Origin of the sequence: Sutterella seckii, assembly GCF_009183815.1 — a bacterium.
GTDB classification, from domain to species: domain Bacteria; phylum Pseudomonadota; class Gammaproteobacteria; order Burkholderiales; family Burkholderiaceae_F; genus Sutterella; species Sutterella seckii.
Window position 1 is genome coordinate 69,445 of record NZ_WEHX01000003.1, and the last position, 20,146, is coordinate 89,590.

General features: G+C 61.9%; 15 protein-coding genes. 9 read left to right on the forward strand and 6 right to left on the reverse strand.

Annotated elements, in window-relative coordinates:
• Nucleotides 1–17: 17 nt before the first annotated feature.
• Together mutS and GBM95_RS01410 are read right to left on the reverse strand one after the other, a co-directional pair.
• Nucleotides 18–2,696 (reverse strand): DNA mismatch repair protein MutS, encoded by a 2,679-nt coding sequence (gene mutS / locus GBM95_RS01405; protein ID WP_152157457.1) that lies wholly within the window; start codon nucleotides 2,694–2,696, stop codon nucleotides 18–20.
• A 123-nt stretch (nucleotides 2,697–2,819) separates the two neighbouring features.
• Nucleotides 2,820–3,701 (reverse strand): inositol monophosphatase family protein, encoded by an 882-nt coding sequence (locus GBM95_RS01410; protein WP_152157458.1) that lies wholly within the window; start codon nucleotides 3,699–3,701, stop codon nucleotides 2,820–2,822.
• A gap of 228 nt (nucleotides 3,702–3,929) precedes the next feature.
• Here GBM95_RS01410 and tilS point away from each other — a divergent pair, with 228 nt between their 5' ends.
• Both tilS and GBM95_RS01420 read left to right on the forward strand, forming a co-directional pair.
• Nucleotides 3,930–5,888: a tRNA lysidine(34) synthetase TilS gene (gene tilS, locus GBM95_RS01415; protein ID WP_152157459.1), complete on the forward strand. Its 1,959-nt coding sequence runs from the start codon at nucleotides 3,930–3,932 to the stop codon at nucleotides 5,886–5,888.
• Between the two features lie 6 nt (nucleotides 5,889–5,894).
• Nucleotides 5,895–9,377 carry a DEAD/DEAH box helicase gene (locus GBM95_RS01420; RefSeq protein WP_152157460.1) on the forward strand — a complete coding sequence of 1,161 codons (3,483 nt, stop codon included), beginning with the start codon at nucleotides 5,895–5,897 and terminating at the stop codon, nucleotides 9,375–9,377.
• A gap of 76 nt (nucleotides 9,378–9,453) precedes the next feature.
• On the opposite strand, the gene GBM95_RS01425 is transcribed toward GBM95_RS01420, so the two are convergent.
• Complete coding sequence (locus GBM95_RS01425) at nucleotides 9,454–9,657, reverse strand: hypothetical protein (protein ID WP_152157461.1); 204 nt, start codon at nucleotides 9,655–9,657, stop codon at nucleotides 9,454–9,456.
• Between the two features lie 98 nt (nucleotides 9,658–9,755).
• On the opposite strand from GBM95_RS01425, the gene GBM95_RS01430 reads away from it, so the two are divergent.
• Nucleotides 9,756–10,373: a hypothetical protein gene (locus GBM95_RS01430; RefSeq protein ID WP_152157462.1), complete on the forward strand. Its 618-nt coding sequence runs from the start codon at nucleotides 9,756–9,758 to the stop codon at nucleotides 10,371–10,373.
• Here the strand turns inward: GBM95_RS01430 and GBM95_RS01435 are convergent.
• A complete protein-coding gene (locus GBM95_RS01435) occupies nucleotides 10,357–11,322 on the reverse strand; it encodes an AEC family transporter (RefSeq protein ID WP_152157463.1) in 966 nt (321 codons plus the stop codon). The genes GBM95_RS01430 and GBM95_RS01435 overlap by 17 nt on opposite strands.
• Nucleotides 11,323–11,397: 75 nt before the next feature.
• Nucleotides 11,398–12,480, reverse strand: a complete 1,083-nt coding sequence (locus GBM95_RS01440) for an MFS transporter (protein ID WP_226963107.1) — start codon at nucleotides 12,478–12,480, stop codon at nucleotides 11,398–11,400.
• 292 nt (nucleotides 12,481–12,772) lie between these two features.
• Here GBM95_RS01440 and slmA point away from each other — a divergent pair, with 292 nt between their 5' ends.
• Nucleotides 12,773–13,426 carry a nucleoid occlusion factor SlmA gene (gene slmA, locus GBM95_RS01445; RefSeq protein WP_152157464.1) on the forward strand — a complete coding sequence of 218 codons (654 nt, stop codon included), beginning with the start codon at nucleotides 12,773–12,775 and terminating at the stop codon, nucleotides 13,424–13,426.
• 24 nt (nucleotides 13,427–13,450) lie between these two features.
• Nucleotides 13,451–14,071: a LysE family translocator gene (locus tag GBM95_RS01450; RefSeq protein WP_152157465.1), complete on the forward strand. Its 621-nt coding sequence runs from the start codon at nucleotides 13,451–13,453 to the stop codon at nucleotides 14,069–14,071.
• Nucleotides 14,072–14,165: 94 nt separating this feature from the next.
• Here GBM95_RS01450 and ppsR read toward each other — a convergent pair whose 3' ends face one another.
• Nucleotides 14,166–15,026, reverse strand: coding sequence for a posphoenolpyruvate synthetase regulatory kinase/phosphorylase PpsR (ppsR, locus tag GBM95_RS01455; protein WP_152157466.1), 861 nt, complete (start codon nucleotides 15,024–15,026; stop codon nucleotides 14,166–14,168).
• Nucleotides 15,027–15,300: 274 nt separating this feature from the next.
• On the opposite strand from ppsR, the gene ppsA reads away from it, so the two are divergent.
• The 4 genes from ppsA to GBM95_RS01475 form a co-directional block, all read left to right on the forward strand.
• Complete coding sequence (ppsA, locus tag GBM95_RS01460) at nucleotides 15,301–17,676, forward strand: phosphoenolpyruvate synthase (RefSeq protein WP_152157467.1); 2,376 nt, start codon at nucleotides 15,301–15,303, stop codon at nucleotides 17,674–17,676.
• A gap of 259 nt (nucleotides 17,677–17,935) precedes the next feature.
• Nucleotides 17,936–18,376 (forward strand): NfeD family protein, encoded by a 441-nt coding sequence (locus GBM95_RS01465; RefSeq protein ID WP_152157468.1) that lies wholly within the window; start codon nucleotides 17,936–17,938, stop codon nucleotides 18,374–18,376.
• A 68-nt stretch (nucleotides 18,377–18,444) separates the two neighbouring features.
• A complete protein-coding gene (locus tag GBM95_RS01470; protein WP_193222535.1) occupies nucleotides 18,445–19,410 on the forward strand; it encodes an SPFH domain-containing protein in 966 nt (321 codons plus the stop codon).
• 341 nt (nucleotides 19,411–19,751) lie between these two features.
• A partial coding sequence (locus tag GBM95_RS01475; protein WP_152157469.1) for a helix-turn-helix domain-containing protein occupies nucleotides 19,752–20,146 on the forward strand: 395 nt, incomplete at its 3' end.

A 20,146-nucleotide genomic window follows, 5' to 3' on the forward strand; every position in this document is an offset into this window, starting at 1 on the left:
GCCCGGGAGCGCCGTTTTCAGAGCGTCGCCGCAGCGGGCATTTCGAGCGCGCGGGCTTCGTTCTGAAGCTCATAGAGGAGCTTCAGTGCATCGCGAGGCGAAAGACTGTCGATGTCGGCGCTACCGATCCGTTCGATGAGGGCGAGGATTGCCGGATCGACCGGTGCTGCAGAGGGCGCTTCCGCGGCCTCGGGTTCCGGTTCGGGCGGCATGAGGAGGCTTTCGCCGAAGAGATTCGGCAGAGGCGAATCGACCGTATTGGCGCGCTCCTCGAGCTTCGCGAGAAAACCCTTGGCGCGGCGCACGACATGGGCGGGGATGCCCGCGAGCTGGGCAACGGCAATGCCGTAGCTTTTCGATGCCGCGCCCTCGGAGATTTCATGCATGAAGACGATGCCGGAGCGGGTCTGCGAGGCGGAAACATGGACGTTCGCCACTTCGCGCAGTTCCTGAGCGAGCGTCGTAAGCTCGAAGTAGTGCGTGGCGAAAAGCGTGAAGCTTCTCGTTTTCTGCACGAGCTCCTGAGCGATCGCGGCGGCAAGCGACAAGCCGTCGAAGGTCGAGGTGCCGCGGCCGATTTCGTCCATGAGCACGAGGCTTTTGTCGGTAGCCTGCGAAAGAATCGCTGCGGCCTCCGTCATCTCCACCATGAAGGTGGAGCGGCCGCGGGCGAGGTCGTCCGAGGCGCCGATGCGGGTGTGGATGCGGTCGACAGGGCCGATTTCGGCTGCTTCCGCCGGCACGAAGCTTCCTGCCCAGGCAAGGAGAACAATGAGTGCGACGCTCCTCATGTAGGTCGACTTGCCGCCCATGTTGGGGCCGGTAATGATGAGCATGCGGCGGCCGTCCTCGAGGCGGCAGCTGTTGGGAACGAAGCTTTCGAGCGTCGTTTCGACGACCGGATGCCTTCCCTTTTCAATGCGGATTCCGGGATGGTCGGTGAGAACGGGGCGCACCCAGCGGTGCGAGTCGGCGTGTTCGGCAAGTCCCGTCACGGCATCAAGCTCGGCAATGGCTTTGGCCGCGGCAAGGAGCTCCGCCGCCCGTTCCCCGAGCTTCGCGACGAGATCGTCGTAGAGCGCCTTTTCGAGCGTCTGCGCGCGTTCGCGCGCGGAGAGAATGCGGTCCTCGAGCTCCTTGAGTTCGGGCGTGATGAAGCGTTCGCTGTTCTTAAGGGTCTGCTTTCTCTGATAGCGGGCGGGCACGCGGTCCGCGGCGGTCTTTGAGACTTCGATGTAGAAGCCCGACACCTTGTTGTACTGCACGCGAAGGGTCTGAAGCTTCGTCGCGGCCCGCTCGCGCTCCTCCATCTCGAGGAGAATGCGGCTCGTGTCGTCTCTGAAGTGCCTCAGTTCCGCAAGCTCCGGGCTGTAGCTCGAGGCGATCACGTCGCCGTCGCGCAGGAGCACCGCAGGTTCGGGAAGGAGCGCTTTGTTGAGGAGCTCCCCGATCATGGCGGGAAGCCTGAGGCTTTCGCCTAAGGCCGCAAAGAATTCGAGCGGCTGAGCGGAAAGCCATTTTTCGAGCGAGTCGATGCGGGGCAGAGCGTCCCTCAGCGACGCGAGCTCGCGCGGACGGACGGTTCCGAGCGCAATGCGGCTCGAAATGCGCTCGACGTCGGGGAGCGTATTGAGGCCGGTGCGGAGGTTTTCGAGGAGCCTTTCCGTTGAGAGGATGCTCTCAATGGCTTCCTGACGAATCTCGGCGAGCTTTTTGTCGCGCACGGGCTGGTTGAGCCAGCGGCGCAGTTCCCGGCTTCCCATCGCGGTGGCGCAGTGGTCGAGCACCGAAAAGAGTGTCGGCCCGTCGCCCAAAGGCGAGAGGCTCTGATCGATTTCAAGATTGCGCCTGGTCGACGGGTCGAGGACGACGAATTCGCTTTCCTTCACGAGCTTCAGGGGCTCAATGAAGGGCATGAGGTCGACCTGCGTTTCCGCCGTGTAGTCGAGAAGCGCGTTGGCCGCGGCGAGGATGGTGTTTTTGCCCGAAACGCCCCAGGCATCGAGGTTCGCGAGCCCGAAGGTGCTGCAGAGCATTTCCGCCCCGCGCCTGCCGTCGAAGTGCCAGTTGGGAAGCGAGGAAACGACGAGTTCGGGGTGCGCCTCGCGAAGCGCCTGACGGCGGGATTCGGCAACGAGCACTTCCGAGGGGTGGATGCGCGAAATGGCGCTCGCAAAGGCGTCGGCAGAGACTTCTTCGGCACGGAAGTCGCCGTTCGAGAGCGTGAGCCAGACGAAGCCGAAGGGTTCTGCTTTCTTCCTGGGCCAGTCGATCGCGAGAAGCGTCGAATCGGATTTCTCAGGCAGGAGCGACGTTTCCGTGAGGGTTCCCGGCGTCACGATGCGCGACACCTTGCGCTCGATCATGCCTTTGCCCGGCGTTCCCATCTGTTCGACGATGACGACGCTTTCGCCGAGCCTCACGAGCTTCGCAATGTAGGTGTCGAGCGAAACAAAAGGGATTCCCGCCATCGGAATGGGCGTTCCGTCGGTGAGCTTGCCGCGCTTCGTGAGCGTGATGCCGATCAGGCGGTTGGCGCGGACGGCATCGTCGAAGAAAGTTTCGTAGAAGTCTCCCATCCGAAAGAGCACGAGCGTTTTCGGGTAGCGGTTCTTCACCTCAACGAACTGCCGCATTGAGGGGGTGAAGAGTTCAGGATTGCTGAAATCGGGCTGAACGGAAGCTTCTTCTGCCATGGGGGATTGTTTCGCTTACAAAAAACCGTCCGGCCTCAGAACCCGCTCGCGCAGAAAGTGCCTGAGGGCCGGTCGGAGGCGGACGGTCATTGCCGGGACGAGTCCCGGCGCCTGAAAAGAAATTTATTCGCTCTTTTTGGTCGAGAGCGTGCGGCGCGGAGCCTTCGCTTCGGGCTTGGCGGCATTTTCCTCGGGCTCGGTCTTGATGGTGCCCACGAGCGGGAGGAGCTGCGCGAAGATCTTGGGGTTGCCCGCGCAGACGTTGCCGGACTCGAGCCAGTTTTCGCCGCCCTCGAGGTCGGTGATGAGGCCGCCCGCTTCAAGAACGAGCAGGCCGCCGGCGCAGATGTCCCACGGATTGAGCTTGAGTTCCCAGAAGCCGTCGTAGCGGCCGCAGGCAACCCAGGCGAGGTCGAGCGCGGCCGAACCGGGGCGGCGGATGCCGGCCGAGCGTTCGGCAACGCGGCGGAAGCCCGCGAGGTAGCCGTCGAAGTCGCAGCCGCGGCGGAAGGGGAAGCCCGTGCCGATGAGGGAGCGCCTCATTTCATCCGTTTCGGAGACGCGGATGCGGCGGTCGTCGAGCTTCGCGCCCTGGCCCTTGGCGGCGGTGAAGAGCTCGTTCTTCGCGACGTCGTAGATGACGGCGACGATCGGTTCGCCGCGGAAGGTGAGCGCGATCGAAACGCAGTACTGCGGAAGCCCGTGAATGAAGTTCGTCGTGCCGTCGATCGGGTCGATGATCCAGAGGTAGTCGCTCTTCGAGTCGCCGGTGCGGCCGGCTTCTTCAGAGAGCACGGCATGGTGCGGATAGGCCGACATGAGCTCGCGGATGATGACGGCTTCTGCCGCCTTGTCCGCCGAGGTGACGAAGTCGTTTGCGGCTTTATCGGAGATTTCCAGCAGATCGCGGTCTTCGGCGGCGCGGTTGATTTCGCGCGCGGCCATGCGCGCGGCCTTGGTGGCGGTGGCAACGAAAGCCTGAAGCGACGACGTGGGCGTGGGCATTTGTTTGAGCTCGATAGATTGAAAACGGGGACGAAAGGAAGGTCCGGAGAACCGAAAAAGCGAGGGCTCAGGAGCCCCTTTCATGAACGGGGCGTGATTCTAACAAAAGGCGGCTTCTCCTGCCCGCACGGGAGATCGCCGGGGAAGCGGTTCGGCGCTTTATCGGGGCCGCTAGAATTAGAGTTTAACTGCTTGAAATATTTTCCTCATTCCCCAATCTTTAGCGTTATGACTGAGAAAAAGGCTTCCGCCGCCCCGAAGAAGAGTGCTTCTGCGACAAAAACGAAGCCCGCGCGGAAATCTGCTGCCGTGAAGCCCCGCAGGCGCCGCAGCGGCATCAATGCCGAGGCGCTCGTGCGCGAAAAGGCGCACGCAGAGGCTCAGGCGAGTCAGCTGACGCCGGAAGGAAAAGTCCAGGCGGTTGAATTCGAGGAAGCGTTCCCCGTTCTGCCGATCGATGCAGAGAAGGATCCGAATGCGCCGCGCACGGGTCCTGCGAAGCTTCCCGACCTTGCGCTCATTGAAAAGGCGGAAGCGCAGGCGCGCGACAAGAAGGCAAGACGGAAGACGTCTGCCGAAAAAAAGAGCGTTTCGAGCGGAACGCTCCTGCGCCAGAAGCTTTCAGAACTTCTCAGAAATTCGCTTCAGGAAGCGGCCGACCATCTTTTAGGGCGCTCGAGCCCCGAGTTCGCGCTTGTTCCCCTCAACCCGGTCCGCGTCATCATCGCGATTTCGGGCGGACGCGACTCGATGGCGCTCCTCGACGTCGCCGCGAAGCTCCTTCACGAAAAGCGTCAGGCCCTGATTGCCGGCATGCGGGCGGTCTACGTCCATCACGGGCTTGAAGCCGATGCCGACAAGTGGGAGGACCTCTGCCGATCGGAATGCGAAAAGCGCTCGGTTGAGTTTGAGTGCATTCATGTGCGCGTTTCCGAAAAAGGCGAGGGCGTCGAGGCCGCAGCGCGCGAGGCGCGCTACAAGGCCCTCGCCCGTCATGCCCTGAAGGAAGGCTTTGACGTCGTCGTTACGGCGCACCACGAGGACGACCGGATTGAAACATTTCTGCTTCAGTGGATGCGCGGAGCGGGTCTCGACGGTCTTGCGGCCTTCCCGGAGGTGCGCGAGCTTACGCCCCCGTCGGCTGAGGATGCGCCCGCCGTTCAGGAAGGACGCCTCGTTTTTCTGCTGAGGCCCTGGGCGGCGCTGCCGAGAAAGGAAATCGAGCGCTATGTGCGCAATCGCCGGATCGGTTACGTGGATGATCCGGATAACGACAATCCCCGGTTCGCGAGGAACCGCGTGCGGCACGAGGTGATTCCGCTCCTCGAGAAAATCCGCCCCGGATTCAGAAGCACGGCGGCGCGCTCGGTGTCGCTTGTCGCTGAAGCCCTTGAGGTCCTGAAGAGCGTTGCCCGCTCCGACCTAGAACGCTGCCGGTCGGAAGAGCGCCCGAAGGGCCTCTCGATCTTCCGCCTTCTTGAACTCATTCCGGCCCGTCAGGCCTGGTGCCTGCGCGCATGGCTTTCAGCGGAAGGCCTGAGGCCCATTTCGAAGGCAAGGCTCGAGGACATGCTGCGGCAGGTTCGGGAGACTCATTCCGATGCGTCCTTTGCCATCCGCCTTCAGGGGAAGGAAATCCGACGCTGGGGGCCGGATCTCGTCATCCGCAATGTCGTCACGAAGCGGCTCGCCGCCGACTCGAGCGCTGTCGTGAGAACCCAGGCGGGCGACATTGCGCTCCCCGACTGGGGCGGCGTCATTGAAGTCATTCCCTGCCAGCCCGGAGAGCCCGGCATCGCGCGCTCGAGGCTCATGGACCGCACGGCGCGGCTCGAAGCGCGTTCGAGCAGCGGCCAGACGAAGCTTCGCCTCTGGATGCTCCGTCCCGCGAAGCCCCTGAAGGACCTCTACAGCCAGGCGGGGATTCCTGCATATGCCCGCGTCGACCTGCCCCGGCTCTGGCTCAACGGCGAACTCCTTTTTGCTGCCGGCCTCGGCATGGACGTGCGGATGCAGGATGATCCGGAAAAATTCCCCGATCGCGTGAAGCTTCGCTGGCACCCCGATCACTCCCTCTGGGACGACCGGGCGGTGCCCAATTACGCAGAGCTTCCGCAGGCCGAGCGCCTTCTTCGCGAGGAGCGCGTGCGCGAAGCGCAGAAGCGCCTCGGCGCGAAAAAGGAGTAGCGCTTCGTGGAAAGCCGGGCTGCTCAGCTGGAGATTCTGCGGTTCTGGGAAGAAATAGAGCTTCTCACGCCGGAGGATTTCCGCAAAAAGGATGCGGAAGGCACGTTCTGGAGCGAGTGGCGCCCCGGACGCTTTTCCGGAAACGAGGCTGAGGCCGTCGAGCGCTGGCAGTCGATGCGGCTCCATGAGGCTTACGAATACCCGGCCAAGGCCCCGCGGAGCCTCCTCGAGGCGGATCTTCCCTTCTTTACGGTGTACCTCGGCGTCATTGAAAAGCGCCTCGTTTATCGGCAGCTTCTCAGGGAATTCAGCGGGATTGAGGGAAAGGAGAGCCCGGAAAGGGCCCTCGATCACCCTGCCTTTGCGGGAAGCATGGATTCGATCTGGGGCGAAATGAGCTCATCCTCCATTGCAGGCTCCGATCTGAGAGGGCAAACCTATCTCGCGCGCTTTCAGCTCAATCCCTGGGGAAAGTACATTGACGAAAGCTTTGAGGCGGCGGGCTTCTGCGGCGCGCTGAGGTATCTGCGCGCCGAAAAGGCGCGTCTCAGGGAGGCGGAGGATCTGAGGCTCGTGGAAGGGGCGCTTCTCAGGTGCGAACGCATGGCGCGCTGGATGGAGGCTGAGGTTGCCCGCGTCTGCGGTCAGTCTGCGGACGCCGGCTCGGGCCTTGCGGTCAAGGCCGAACAGATTGACGGCGACCCCGTGATGATTCGCCTCACGGACCCCATGGAAGACGCGGAGCCTGTGGCCGAAGGCTTCATCTGCGAACTCTCCGACCAGCTTGCGCGCGGTGCGGGGCTCCCCGAGGGGCTTTCCTGCGTCGTCAAGACGACGCTTTCGCGGCCTCTGCGGAGAAAGGCTCCGGAACCCGGGCCGTTAAGGAGCTTCTACCTTGCGGACATCCGGGCGGCGCGCGTTGCGCTCATGCATGCAGGCGGCCGTTCCATTCTTGCTCCCGATATGGAAAGACTCCGCGGACTCGATTCGAGGGCGGCGCCCGAAGCCGGAGACGCTCCCAAGGAAGTGCTCCAGGAGGAAGTACCGGTGAATGCCGCCGATCAGCTTTCTCCGGAAGACCTCGATCTCCTTCAGCCCGTGAGCGGCCCGCTCGCGAGACTCCTTGCGCTCGGAAGCGGGAAGGACGTCAGCCGCACGGATCTCCTCAAGTCCCCCGCGGCGCTCGCGGACCTTCTGAAGCCCGAGGGGCTCCCTTCAGGGCGATGGCCCGCAGACCCCTCGCACCATCTCTACCTCGCCCAGCAGGCGGCCGTCTCGGGCATCCTCCGGGCGGGCGAGGGCTTCGGGCCTCTCGTTTCCGTGAACGGCCCTCCGGGCACGGGCAAAAGCTGGCTCCTGAGAGACATCATTGCCGAGATCGTGACGCGGCGCGCGAGACGGATTGCAGAGAAGAATTCGTCAAGGGATGTTTTCGACTGGGAGCATCCCGTCGTCTGGGAGCTTTCCGCCAACCGCACCGATTCGCTCACGCCCGTGCAGCCCGGCATTGCGGAGGATTCGCTCATGGTGGTGGCCTCCAACAACAATGCTGCGATCCGCAACATTACGGACTCGCTCCCCCGGAGCTACGGCCTGAGGGATCCCAGGCCCGACCCCTCGACGGGCGGCACGAGGCCCGCCTTTTCCTACTGGCGCGACTGCGCGCTCGGGATGATGGCGCTCGCCGTCGAAATGAAGCCTCTCGCGCGCACCGGAAAAAAGGGGCGTTCGGCGCCGAAGGGCCATGGAGGCGCATCAGAAGACGACGACCCGAACCTCTCTTTCGAGGACGGAAATGCCGGCCTCCCGGACCTTTCGCGGGAGGAGTGGCAGAAGCTTCCTGCGGCAAAGCGCAGGCAGATGCTCCGCGAGACGCTCCTCAAGCGCGTGAAGTCGCCTGAGGAAGTCTGGGGACTCTCCTCGGCGACCCTCGGGAGCCGCCGCAACTGCGGCCGGTTCGTTCAGGCCGTCATGGGGATCGGCATGACCAATCCCTTCGGCTCCACAATTCAGCAGCAGATCGACGACGTGCTCGATCAGCTCGACCTCATGCGGCGCCTCCCGGAGGAAGACTGGCTGAGCGCCCGGAAGCGCTTTCGCGAGCTTGATGAAAAGGTCCGGGTCCGCCGGGAGCGGATGGCTGAAAGATGCCGCACGCACCGCGTGGTGCCGCAGGTCTTTTCGACGCCTCTGGCCGAAGATCCCTCGCAGCATAAGCTCACCCTCTGGGTGGACGAGGAATTCGAGCGCCTGCGCTCGGAACTCTTTGAAGCGGCGATGGATCTCCATGCGGCGACGCTCGTGGCGCAGGCCGATGCCGCAAAGAAGGGGCTTCGGGCAGCGGCCGGCTATCTGCTCGCCGGCATGCCTCATTTTGAGTCGGGCTCGGCGCGCCAGGTCTTCGAGTTCCTCTCCTTTCTCATTCCGGTCATTTCCACGACGCTCGCGAGTGCCGGCCGGCTTTTCGCGCAGGTCGGGCCTTCGGAACTCCCCTGGGTCTTCATCGACGAGGCGAGTCAGGCGTCGCCCCAGGCCGCCGTCGGCATTCTCAACCGCGCCCGCCGGGCAGTGGTCTTAGGCGACCTGAGGCAGCTGATGCCGGTCGTCACCATGCCGGAGCCCCTCGCCGAATTTCTGCGCGGCCGCCACCCGCTCGTAGATGAAGTCTGGTCGCCCATGAAGAGTTCGCTCCAGTCTCTCGCGGATGCCTCAATGGAGGCGGGAACGAGCATCCGCGACAGCGTCTCCCATGAGGATGTGTGGACGGGGCTTCCGCTTCGCACGCACCGGCGCTGCCTCTCGCCCATGTTCGAGATCGCCAATGCCCTTTCCTATGCCGGGCAGATGGTGCAGATGACGCCCCGCGTGGATGACGGACGGCCCGCGCAGAGCTGCTGGTACGACATCGTCGGAAAGTCCTACGTGCCGCCCGTCAGGGTGTCGAAAAAGGGCAGAAGGACGCAGGGCGCCGGAGGCGACCCCAAGATGATCCGCGAGGAGATGGCGTGGCTCAGAAAGCTCCTCGTGGAATTCCATGCCGACCGCCTCAATCGCGGACTGAGCGTCTTTGTTCTGTCGCCCTTCAGAGCGGTTGCCGAAGGCGCGGGCCGGATCATCCGCGAGCTCGGCCTCAGGGATTTCAATGCCCGTGCGGGCACGGTGCATACCTTCCAGGGTCAGGAAGCGGACGTCGTCATTCTGGTTCTCGGCTCGATTCCGGGATCGAAGGGAAGGCGGCAGCGACGCTGGGCCTCGATGCCCGCCAACCTTCTCAATGTGGCCGTCACGCGCGCGAGGCGCGATCTCATCGTGATCGGCGACTGGGGCGAGTGGACGCTCGAGCCTGCTGTCGGCATCCTTGCCGGAGCGCTTCCGAGAAAAGTGCAGTACCTGGAGCCCGGTGATTACGCATTCAATGCGGACGCGGAGGCGATGAGAGCGGCGCTCGCCGGCAGGCTCTTTGGTTCAGAGACGCCGGCAAAGGCCTGAAGACGGCATGAAAAAGAAAAGCCGCCCGGGGAATTTCTATTCCCGCCGGACGGCCTTCTTCGGGCAATGTGAAGAATCACCCGAAAATCTTCATGTAGATCCAGCCCGGGATGCCCCAGATGGCGAGAAAGACGATCGCCATGGCAAGGAGCTGAACGGCATGGCTGCCGCCCGACATGGAGAGAACGGCGGGTCCGATGTTGTCCCAGACCTTGAAGAGAAGAATGAAGGACGCAATCGCCCAGATCAGGGCGAGAACAATCGTAATGAAGGTAAACATTCTGAATTCACCTGACTTGAAAAGAGCTGGCGGGAAATTTCGGGTTGTTTCGGAGAATGTTAGTCTTTCCCAATTAACCCCGTCTTACTGCTTTCGTTATGCCCACCTACGACGTCATTCTCCCTGAAGGTCATGTCATTCTGCGCGACCGCGCTACCGGAGCTGAGCTCCGGCTTTCCGCCGCGAACGGCCCGCTCTGTCTCGGGAGCGCCAACTTCTCCTTTTCGCTCGACCTGAAGCCTTTTGATGGGAAAGAGCGTCGGGAGCCGGAGGCGCCGGCGCAGAACTCTGGCGTCCTGCCGGAGGGCGTGCACGATGAAATAGCAGAAGCACTCGAGCGCTTCCGCCGGCCTGCGCCCGGGAGCGGTCCGGAGACGGAGCTGCCCTTTCTCTCTCCCGCTGAGAACCTCGTGCCTGAAAAGAGCGGCGGGAAGGACGCCGGGCCCGCGCTGAGGGTGCTCGATGCCCCGCTCGAGTCGCTCACCGAACGCGAATTCGAGAAGACGCTGGAAAGTCTTGTCCGGGCGCGCGACGATGCGGCGCGCGAAGCGGAGTTTCTCGAGGAGATCGAAGCCGACCCGGAGGATGTTGCCGAGCTCCGGGCGCACAAGCAGGCGCTCGACGAGCGCTTCGCCCGGGTTTCGAAGCGCTTCGACGCCTGGCGGAAGCTTCAGAAGCGGCTCGACGAAGAGCGCGGCATTAATGAATCGCCGTAAGGATGATCATCCAGATGGGAAGCGCAATCGAGGCGAGAAGCGTCGTTGAGGCAACCGACGTCGTCGCGAATTCCACGTCCGCGTGGTGGTAGCGCGCAAGCACGGCGATCTGCGTGATGCAGGGGAGCGCCGCCTGGATCACGTACACCTTGGCGAAAAGCTCCGGCACGGGCAGAACCATCGTGAGGCCGAGGCATACCAGAGGGCTCACGAGGAAGCGCCCGAAGAGGACGAGCATCAGATCCTTCGAGAATTTGATGTTGCGGATCCCGATCGTATGGATCATGAGGCCGATGAAGATGAGCGCGAGAGGCGTCGTGATTCCGCCCATGTACTTCGCCGCTGCCATCACGGGCTCGGGGAACTTGAGGTCGAGGAGGAGCAGAATGATGGCGAGCAGGAATCCGCAGAGGGGCGGCGAAAAGACGCGCTTCACGGTCGTGAGCGAGAGCACCTTCGGCGCTTCCCGGTGTTCGCTCTTCACGCCGTCCATGGCTTCGAGATAGTTCCCCATGGTCCAGAAGAACGTCGTGTTGGCGAAGAAGTAGAGAAGCGTCGGAATGACGGCTTCCTCGCCGAAGAGCGCGATCGAGACCGGGAGCCCGATGAACATGTTGTTCGAGGCGGTATAGGCCGAGGAAAAGATCCCGGAGTGCGTGGTCGTTACATGCCCGAGCCGGATGATGATGCGGCTCGTGAAGAAGACGAGCCACATCGAGATGAAGGGAATCACCATGGGGCCCGCGAGCGCGATCAGCTCGTCGTGCGTGAGCCGCTCGGAGACGCTTGCAAAAAGGTAGCAGGGCAGCGACAGAAACGTGACGAGCCGGGCAATCAGCTGCGTCGCCGTCTGGTCGTACCAGCCCTTTGAGGCCGTCCAGTACCCCGCTCCTGCGAGGAGTCCCATGATGATGACGCAGTTGATGGATTTGAGAAATGCTTCAAGCATGAGCGGGCACTTAATAAACAAGGAAGAATCTTTAAATTTTATGCTCCGCCGGGCCTCGGAAAAGGGAGCGCGAAGCTAATCCTTAAGCGGGATGGCGGTCCCTTGAGCATCCTCAAGCTTCATGCGGCGGCTGAGCCAGAAAGAGACGAGAACGAGAAGGAAGCTCGATGCAAGAAAGATGATGGAGACGCATAGCCTCGCGTCGCCCATGGCGGTAAAGGGCGCAATGACGCCCCCGCCGATGAAGGTGACGGAGCCGAGAATCGCAGCGGCAAAGCCGGCGCGGGCGCGATGAAGCGTGAGCGCGGCGGTCATGGCCGCCGGAAGCGTGAGGCCGAGCGAGGTGAGGACAAGAACGTAGCAGATGAGTGTCAGGAAGAGGGAAACGTCGAACGCAAAGACGAGCGCGAGAAGGAGACTTGAGGCAAGCATCCCGGCCGCGCCCAGATGAATCGCCTTCAGAGGACTTGCGAGACGGCCCGAGACTGCGGCGCCCAGCGTAATGGCAAGCGCCATGCCGCCGAAGGTGAGGCCGTAAAGTTCGGAGGAGAGGCCGAAATGTCCCCGGAAAATGAAGGGCGAGGAGGAAATGTGGCCGAAGAGGACGCAGGAGGCAAGAAACTGCTGCAGGACGATCGCGATGAAGATCGGATCGGAAAAGAGAATCGATGCGCTTTTGCGGACGGTTTCCGGCGTACGGGCTTTCGTTTTGCGGCTTTGCGCGCGCGGGAGCGTTTCCCTGAGCGCAAAGACCGTAAGCGCAAGAAGCACGATGCCCGCCGCGAACATGAGCCAGAAAATGCCGCGCCAGCCTGCGAAGTCCGCAATGAGTGCGCCGAGGAGCGGCGCCGTCACGGGCGCAATGCCCTGGATCGAGCCCATGACGCCCATGAAGCTTCCGAGCTCGCGTCCCGTGTAGCGGTCCGCGGCAATGGATCGCGACATGACGATGGCGCCCGAAGCGCCGAGCCCTTCGAGAAAGCGCATGACGAGAAAGAGCTCAATCGAGGGCGCCGCAGCAGCGAAGGCCGTGGAGACGGCAAAAATGAGAAGGCACCCGGCTAGCGGCTTCTTTCTCCCGGACTGGTCGGAAAGCGGTCCCACGAGAAGCTGCCCGACGGCAAGCCCCCACATGGTTGTCGAGAGGCCGAGCTGCACGGCAGAGGGCTAGGCGCCGAAGTCGCGCGTCTGCTCCGGGAATGTCGGGAGATAGAAATCGGTGACGAAAGGACCGAAAGCTGCGAGGGCAGCAAGGAAAATGAGGAGAAAAATGCGGCTGTTCTGTTGTTCTGGCATCGAAGACGGCACTGAGCGGCTGGAAATGGATTCCCAAAACGGGAAAACGGGATTCTAAAAAGTTTTTCTCTTTGCTTTCCGGCATCTGAAAGTTTGCCGCAAACGGATTCTTGGATTAGAGTTCAGTTCCTCTGATAGTTACCGCTTACAAACAATGACCACGATCTTTGATGCTGCTTCCAATCCGCCCCCCGGCAATGCCGACCGTCCGACGGTGCGCGTGCCGAGATCCGGACGCGCGAAGAAGAACCGCCGCGCCGACATTCTGCAGACGCTCGCGCAGCTTCTTGAGGACCCGCACTGCGACCGCATCACCACGGCTCAGATTGCAAAGAAGCTCGACCTTTCCGAAGCCGCGCTCTACCGCAGCTTTCCCTCGAAGGGCGCCATGTTTGATGCGCTCATTGAATTCTGCGAGACGAGCCTTCTCGAACTCTTCGGGCGCATTCGCGAAGACCAGTCGCTCAAGGCTACCGGCCGCATCCAGGTGATGGTGACGGTGCTCCTCGACTTCGCGGACGCGAACCGCGGACTCGCGCGCGTCATGACCGGACAGGTGCTCATGAAGGAGGACCCGAAGCTCATCGAGCGCATGACGCACCTCGTCGACAAGCTTGAAATGGGCCTGAGGCAGACCTACCGCGACGCCGTGATGGCGCGCGAGCTCCCGGCAGACTTCAACGCTGATGCGCACGCAAATCTCGTCATCAACTGGGTGCTCGGACGGTGGCTGAGGTTCGTGATGACGGGCTTTAAGGTTCGCCCCAACGGCGTGAGTCCGGTCGCCATGGCGCCCTTCTTCATCTGACGTTTTCTCCGGGAGCCGCAGAAGATGCCTTTTTCGATCTGGCTTGCCTTTACGGGCGCGAGCTTCCTGCTCGCGATTGCTCCGGGACCGGACAACCTCTTCGTGCTCACGCAGTCGGCCGTTCACGGCGTGCGCGCGGGCGTCATCGTCGTGCTCGGACTCTGCACGGGGCTGATTCTGCAGACGATTGCCGCGGCGCTCGGCCTCGCCGCGGTGGTGGCGGCCGCTCCGGCTCTTTTCTGGGCCATCAAGTGCCTCGGCGCCGCGTATCTTCTCTACCTTGCCTTCATGGCCTGGACGCACGCAAAGGACGGCGCTGAAGGACGGGGTGCGGTTTCCCTCTCGCCCTTCGCCCTCTGGCGCCGCGGCGTCATCATGAACATCACGAACCCGAAGGTGCTCATCTTCTTCCTCGCCTTCTTCCCGCAGTTCGTGCCGGCAGGCGTAACGGGCATGCCGCTCGTCATTCAGATGGTGATTCAGGGCGCCACCTTCATTGCAGCAACCCTCATCGTTTTCTGCGGCATCGCCTGGGGTGCGGGAACGCTTGCCGACCGGCTGAGAAGCCCCCGGTTTCAGGAGGCGCTCAACCGCATTTCTGCGGTGATCTTCCTTGGTCTTGCGGTCTTCACCCTGATTCCCTGACCGCTTCGGCGCCGGCAGTCCGGATGCTCTCAAAAGAACAAAGCCCGTCTGAATCCAGGCGGGCTTTGTTCTTTTGGAATGCGGTGAAAGCGGATCAGGCCTTCCGCTGTCGGTCGAGTCCGAGCTCGGACATGATCGTCGCGGAAATTTCCTCAATCGACTTCGTCGTGGAGTTGAGCCAGCGGATGCCTTCGCGGTGCATCAGCTCCTCGGCATCGCGGATTTCCATGCGGCAGTTTTCGATGCTCGCGTAGCGGCTTCCCGGGCGGCGTTCGTTGCGGATTTCCGAGAGCCTTTCAGGAGCGATGGAGAGGCCGAAGAGCTTGTTTCTGAGCGGAAGCAGCGCTTCGGGGAGCGACCCGCGGTCGAAGTCTTCCGGAATAAGCGGATAGTTGGCGACCTTGATGCCGAACTGCATCGCGAGGAATAGCGAGGTCGGAGTTTTGCCGGAACGCGACACGCCGACCAAAATCACGTCGGCATCGTCGAGTCCGCGGTTCGTCTGGCCGTCGTCGTGCTGCAGGGTGTAGTCGATGGCGGCAATTCGGCGCTGATACTTTTCGTCGTCGCGGATGCGGTGGGTCAGGCCGATGCTGTGGGCGCTCTTCATGCCGAGCTCGGTTTCAAGGGGACCCACGAACTTGCGGAAGAGGTCGATGATGTGGCCGGAAACTATTTCGTTGAAGCTTCTCATGATTTCGGGCTCAACGAAGGTCGTGAAGATGATGGGCCTCAGACCGTCCTCTTTCTCAACGGCATTGATGCGGCGCGCCGTATCAATGGCTTTCTCCATCGTGTCGACGAAGGGAATGCGCGTCTGGTGATAGTGCAGATCAGGGAACTGCGTGAGGATCGAATGCGCAAGCGTTTCGGCGGTAATGGCCGTTCCGTCGCTCACGATGAATACCTGACGGGTCTTCTCGGCTTTCTGCGGATCGAGTTCCTGATCTGTCATGTGGAAAGCTCCTGGCACTTTAGGAAAAGGCGCGGCCGCCCGAAGGATTGAGGCGGCGCAGCGTTGGTGAATTGGAAAAAAGAGAATTTTAGACGCTTCCGCCGGGGGCTGTTTTTGTTGCAGAGGCGTCAGAAAATCTGCCTTTACGCGCCTCTCTGTACGTCTATAGGGAATTCCGGGTATGGAAAAGCACTTAAAGCGGTTAGAATGCGCCTGTTTTTCCAAACTCGACCCCGCCCTGAAGCCCATGGGCGGGACCATCCAGAGGATAAAAATGGTACAGGGTCGCTACGTTTTCCCCTTCAGCCAGCTTCGCATGACGGACGTTGATCGCGTCGGCGGCAAGAACGCCTCGCTCGGCGAGCTGCTCAGCCAGCTTACGAGCGCCGGCATCCGTGTTCCCGACGGCTTCGCCACGACGGCTGAGGCCTTCCGTCTCTTCCTGCGCGAAGGCGGACTTGAGGACCGCATTCATGAACGCCTCAAGACGCTCAATGTTGATGATGTGAAGGCGCTTGCCGCTGCCGGTGCGGAAATCCGCGGCTGGATCGAAAAGGCGCCTTTCCCGGCTGAGCTCGAAAAGGAAATCCGCGAGTTCTACGAATGGCTTCGCGACGGCCGCGACATTTCCGTCGCCGTGCGTTCTTCGGCTACCGCCGAGGACCTTCCGGATGCATCCTTCGCCGGTCAGCAGGAAACCGTGCTCAACGTGAACGGCATCGACGCCGTTCTCAGCCACATGAAGGAAGTCTTTGCTTCCCTCTACAACGACCGTGCCATTTCGTACCGCGTCCACAAGGGCTTCACGCACGCTGAGGTCGCGCTTTCCGCGGGCGTTCAGCGCATGTGCCGCTCCGACAAGGGCGCTGCCGGCGTGATGTTCACGCTCGATACGGAATCGGGCTTCGACAAGGTGGTCTTCATCACCGCTTCCTACGGCCTCGGCGAGACGGTCGTGCAGGGCGCGGTGAACCCCGACGAGTTCTACGTCTTCAAGCCCACCCTCGACGAAGGCAAGTTCCCGATCATCCGCAAGTCGCTCGGCTCGAAGCTGATCCGCATGGAATTCGAAACCGACGCCTCGACGGGCCGCACGGTCCGTACGGTCGATGTTTCTCCGGAAGACCGCCGCAAGTTCGCGATCACCGACGACGACGTGATCGAGCTCGCTAAGTTCGCCCGCATCATCGAGAAGCACTACGGCCGCCCGATGGACATCGAATGGGGCAAGGACGGCACCGACGGCAAGATCTACATCCTTCAGGCCCGTCCTGAAACGGTGAAGTCGCAGCAGAAGAGCGTTGAGGTCCAGGTCAAGTACTCGCTCGGCTCCAAGGGCCGCCTCCTTGCGCAGGGCCGCGCCATCGGCCAGAAGATCGGCCAGGGCGAAGTCCGCGTCGTTCAGAGCGCTGCTGAAATGGACCGCGTGCAGCCGGGCGACGTGCTCGTCACCGACATGACCGACCCCAACTGGGAGCCGGTGATGAAGCGCGCGAGCGCCATCGTCACGAACCGCGGCGGCCGCACCTGCCACGCCGCCATCATTGCGCGCGAACTCGGCATTCCGGCTGTTGTCGGCTGCGGCGACGCGACCGAACGCATCATGGAAGGCGACAAGGTCACGGTCTCCTGCGCTGAAGGCGACACCGGCAACATCTACGAGGGACTTCTCCAGATCAATACCGAGGAAGTCACCCGCGGCGCGCTCCCCGAGATCCCCGTCAAGATCATGATGAATGTCGGCAACCCGCAGCTCGCCTTCGACTTCCAGTCGATCCCGAACAAGGGCGTGGGTCTTGCCCGTCTTGAGTTCATCATCAACAACAACATCGGCATCCATCCGAAGGTCGTGCTCGAGTACCCGAACGTTCCGGGCGAACTCCGCGACGCCGTTGAACGCCTCTCCGCGGGCTATCCCTCCGCCAAGGCCTTCTACGAACGCAAGATCGCCGAAGGCGTGGCGACCATTGCCGCCGCCTTCTATCCGAAGAAGGTCATCGTTCGTCTCTCCGACTTCAAGAGCAACGAATACCGCAAGCTCATCGGCGGCGTCAACTACGAACCCGTGGAAGAAAATCCGATGCTCGGCTTCCGCGGCGCCTCGCGCTACATCGCCAACCAGTTTGCCGAATGCTTCGCGATGGAATGCCGCGCGATGAAGTTCGTGCGCGATGAAATGGGCCTCACGAACGTCGAACTCATGATTCCTTTCGTGCGTACGGTTGATGAAGCCCGCCGCGTGACGGAAATCATGGAAAGCCACGGCCTCAAGCGCGGCGTGAACGGCCTTCGCCTCAACATGATGTGCGAAATCCCGAGCAATGCGCTTCTTGCCGACCAGTTCCTCGAATACTTCGACGGCTTCTCGATCGGTTCGAACGACATGACGCAGCTCGCGCTCGGCCTCGACCGCGACTCCGGTCTCGTTGCCGCCACGTTCGATGAACGCAACGACGCCGTGAAGGCGCTCCTCTCGATGGCGATCCGCGCCTGCCGCGCCAAGGGCAAGTACGTCGGCATCTGCGGTCAGGGTCCTTCCGACCACGCCGACCTCGCCAAGTGGCTGATGGATGAGGGCATTGAGTCGATTTCGCTCAACCCCGATACGGTCGTCGACACCTGGCGCCGTCTCGCTTCCGGCCGCTGCTGATGAAGCTTTCCGGAGCTTCTCCTTAAAGTAGAAGCTCCGGGGCTCCGGCACTCTGAAAAAACCTCTTCGGGCGCTTTGTCCGGGGAGGTTTTTTTGCGCTCCGCGTGCGCGCGGGCCTCTTAAATTTGCTTGCAACTTAACCCGGTGCTTCGGCCGCGGCTTAGGGGGAGGAGCGCTCCGGCGCGTGATAGACTGAATCAAATTGAAGGTTCCCGGGAGATCTTTTTCTTCCTCCCGAAGCGGAATCAAGGAGTCCTCATTGATTACGATTTCTCCAACGATTGCCTGGTTCATCGCGGCAGCGCTGGTGCTCGCTCTGGAGCTCTTTCTCACGACGGCGTATCTGCTCGCCGTGAGCTTTGGACTTGCCGCAGGCGCAATAGCCGCTTGGGCAGGATTCGGCTTTTCCGGACAGATTCTCGCCTGCGCCGCAGCCGTAGCGCTCGGCTGCGTGGCTGTTCTCATCTACAAAAAGAAATTCTCCGGCAGAAAGGATGATTCCATGCGGCTGCAGAACCTCGATGAGGGTCGGCTCGTGCGGGTCGACTCCGTCGGCTCCGACGGGCTCGCCGTCGTTACCTATCGGGGCGCCACGTGGATTGCCCGTCCCGGGTCGGCTTCCAATCTGACGCCCGGCGTCTGGACGATCGAGAGCGTCGACGGCACGCAGCTCGTTCTCGGAGAACGGCGCGGCAGCTGACCGGCGCCGGCTGATGCTTTGTCAGAACCCTTTCTATTCCCAGCTTCCTTACTTCCACGTTTGCCACCATGCTGATCGACTTTCCTGTGAGCGGCTTCTTCATCTTTACGCTGGTCCTCGTCATTCTTGCCATTCTCTTTGCCAGTCAGGGCATCAAGGTTGTGCCTCAGCAGACCGCCTGGGTGGTCGAGCGTCTAGGCAAGTTCCACGCCGTGCTCTCGCCCGGCCTCAACTTCATCATCCCGTTCGTCGATCGGGTCGCATACCGCCACTCCCTCAAGGAAATCCCGCTCGATACGCCGAGTCAGGTCTGCATTACGCGCGACAACACTCAGCTCACGGTCGACGGCGTGCTCTTCTTTCAGGTGACGGATCCCCAGCGCGCGAGCTACGGCACCTCCAACTACATCATCGCCATCACGCAGCTTGCGCAGACGACGCTTCGCAGCGTGATCGGCAAGATGGAGCTCGACAAGACTTTTGAGGAGCGCGACCTCATCAACAAGTCCGTTGTCTCCTCCATCGATGAGGCGGCCCTCAACTGGGGCGTTAAGGTGCTCCGTTATGAAATCAAGGATCTGACGCCGCCCGCGGTAATCCTTCAGGCCATGCAGCAGCAGATCACGGCTGAGCGCGAAAAGCGCGCCGTGGTCGCGGCTTCCGAAGGCCGCAAGCTCGAACAGATCAATCTGGCAACGGGCGCAAGAGAAGCGGCCATTGCGCAGTCCGAGGGCGAAAAGCAGGCCGAGATCAACAAGGCCGAAGGCCAGGCTGCCGCCACGATTGCGCTTGCCAACGCTACGGCCGAGGCGCTCGAACGCATTGCCGCAGCGACCCAGAAAGAGGGCGGCCTCACGGCAGTCAACCTTCAGGTGGCTGAAAAGTACGTTGCGGCCTTCAGCGAACTTGCCCGCACGAACAACACGCTCATCGTGCCGGGGAACATGTCCGACATGAGCACGCTCATCGCGTCCGCCATGAAGATCGTCGACAGCTCCCGCGGCGCCGCTCAGGCGATCACGAAGGCAAAGTAGCCGGGAGGCGCTCTGCAGGATAAAAGACGCCGCCGGTTTCGGGCTTCCGCAACCGGCGGTGTCTTTTAATGCGCAGCGCTGATTCAGGGCTCATTCAGGGCATTCGGCATCAGGCCTGGGGAGCCCGGAAAGAAAATCCGAAGCGGAAGCTGCGTTCGCCCTTGAGGCCAGGCCGAGAGCGCTCGGGCGCCGTTGAGGGCCTCACGAAGGCCAGGCAGTCGGGAGAAAGCCTCCATGGAAAAACTTCCGCCGGTTCCCGTGCTTTCGAAAGCGGCGGTGTCTTTTATTAACATAGGCACAAAATAGTTGACAAGCGGCTACGGTTATGTTATAATTGATAAATGAGTTATGAAGATAAAACCACCACAACCCTCGACGGCCGCAAGGCCACTCCTGAAGCCCAGCTCGAGCTTCGCCGCCGCTGCATTGTTTACTTCCGTGATGGAGTAAAGCGCGCCGAAATTGCACGCAGACTCGGATTGAGCCGTCAATGGGTTACCAAGATCATCAAGATATACCAGACTGAAGGCTTTGACAGCGCCGTTGCCGGCAAGAAGCGCGGCCTGAATGAGGCCGCGGCATCAGAAAAGCGTCGGCTCAGCCGGGAAGAAGAAAAGAAGGTCGCCAACTGGATTGGCGATAAGAATCCCGCGCAGCTGAAGTTCGACTTTGCCTTGTGGACGGCCAAGGCAGTGCGTCAGCTCATCTACAGAGAGTTCGGCAGACAGCTCGACCT

What these genes read in the sequence shown, in the direction of transcription:
- mutS (WP_152157457.1), bottom strand. Translation starts at nt 2,696, where the DNA reads ATGGCAGAAGAAGCTTCCGTTCAGCCCGATTTCAGCAATCCTGAACTC.
- GBM95_RS01430 (WP_152157462.1), top strand. Translation starts at nt 9,756, where the DNA reads ATGCCCACCTACGACGTCATTCTCCCTGAAGGTCATGTCATTCTGCGC.
- GBM95_RS01470 (WP_193222535.1), top strand. Translation starts at nt 18,445, where the DNA reads ATGCTGATCGACTTTCCTGTGAGCGGCTTCTTCATCTTTACGCTGGTC.
- GBM95_RS01410 (WP_152157458.1), bottom strand. Translation starts at nt 3,701, where the DNA reads ATGCCCACGCCCACGTCGTCGCTTCAGGCTTTCGTTGCCACCGCCACC.
- ppsR (WP_152157466.1), bottom strand. Translation starts at nt 15,026, where the DNA reads ATGACAGATCAGGAACTCGATCCGCAGAAAGCCGAGAAGACCCGTCAG.
- slmA (WP_152157464.1), top strand. Translation starts at nt 12,773, where the DNA reads ATGACCACGATCTTTGATGCTGCTTCCAATCCGCCCCCCGGCAATGCC.
- tilS (WP_152157459.1), top strand. Translation starts at nt 3,930, where the DNA reads ATGACTGAGAAAAAGGCTTCCGCCGCCCCGAAGAAGAGTGCTTCTGCG.
- GBM95_RS01435 (WP_152157463.1), bottom strand. Translation starts at nt 11,322, where the DNA reads ATGCTTGAAGCATTTCTCAAATCCATCAACTGCGTCATCATCATGGGA.
- GBM95_RS01425 (WP_152157461.1), bottom strand. Translation starts at nt 9,657, where the DNA reads ATGTTTACCTTCATTACGATTGTTCTCGCCCTGATCTGGGCGATTGCG.
- ppsA (WP_152157467.1), top strand. Translation starts at nt 15,301, where the DNA reads ATGGTACAGGGTCGCTACGTTTTCCCCTTCAGCCAGCTTCGCATGACG.
- GBM95_RS01450 (WP_152157465.1), top strand. Translation starts at nt 13,451, where the DNA reads ATGCCTTTTTCGATCTGGCTTGCCTTTACGGGCGCGAGCTTCCTGCTC.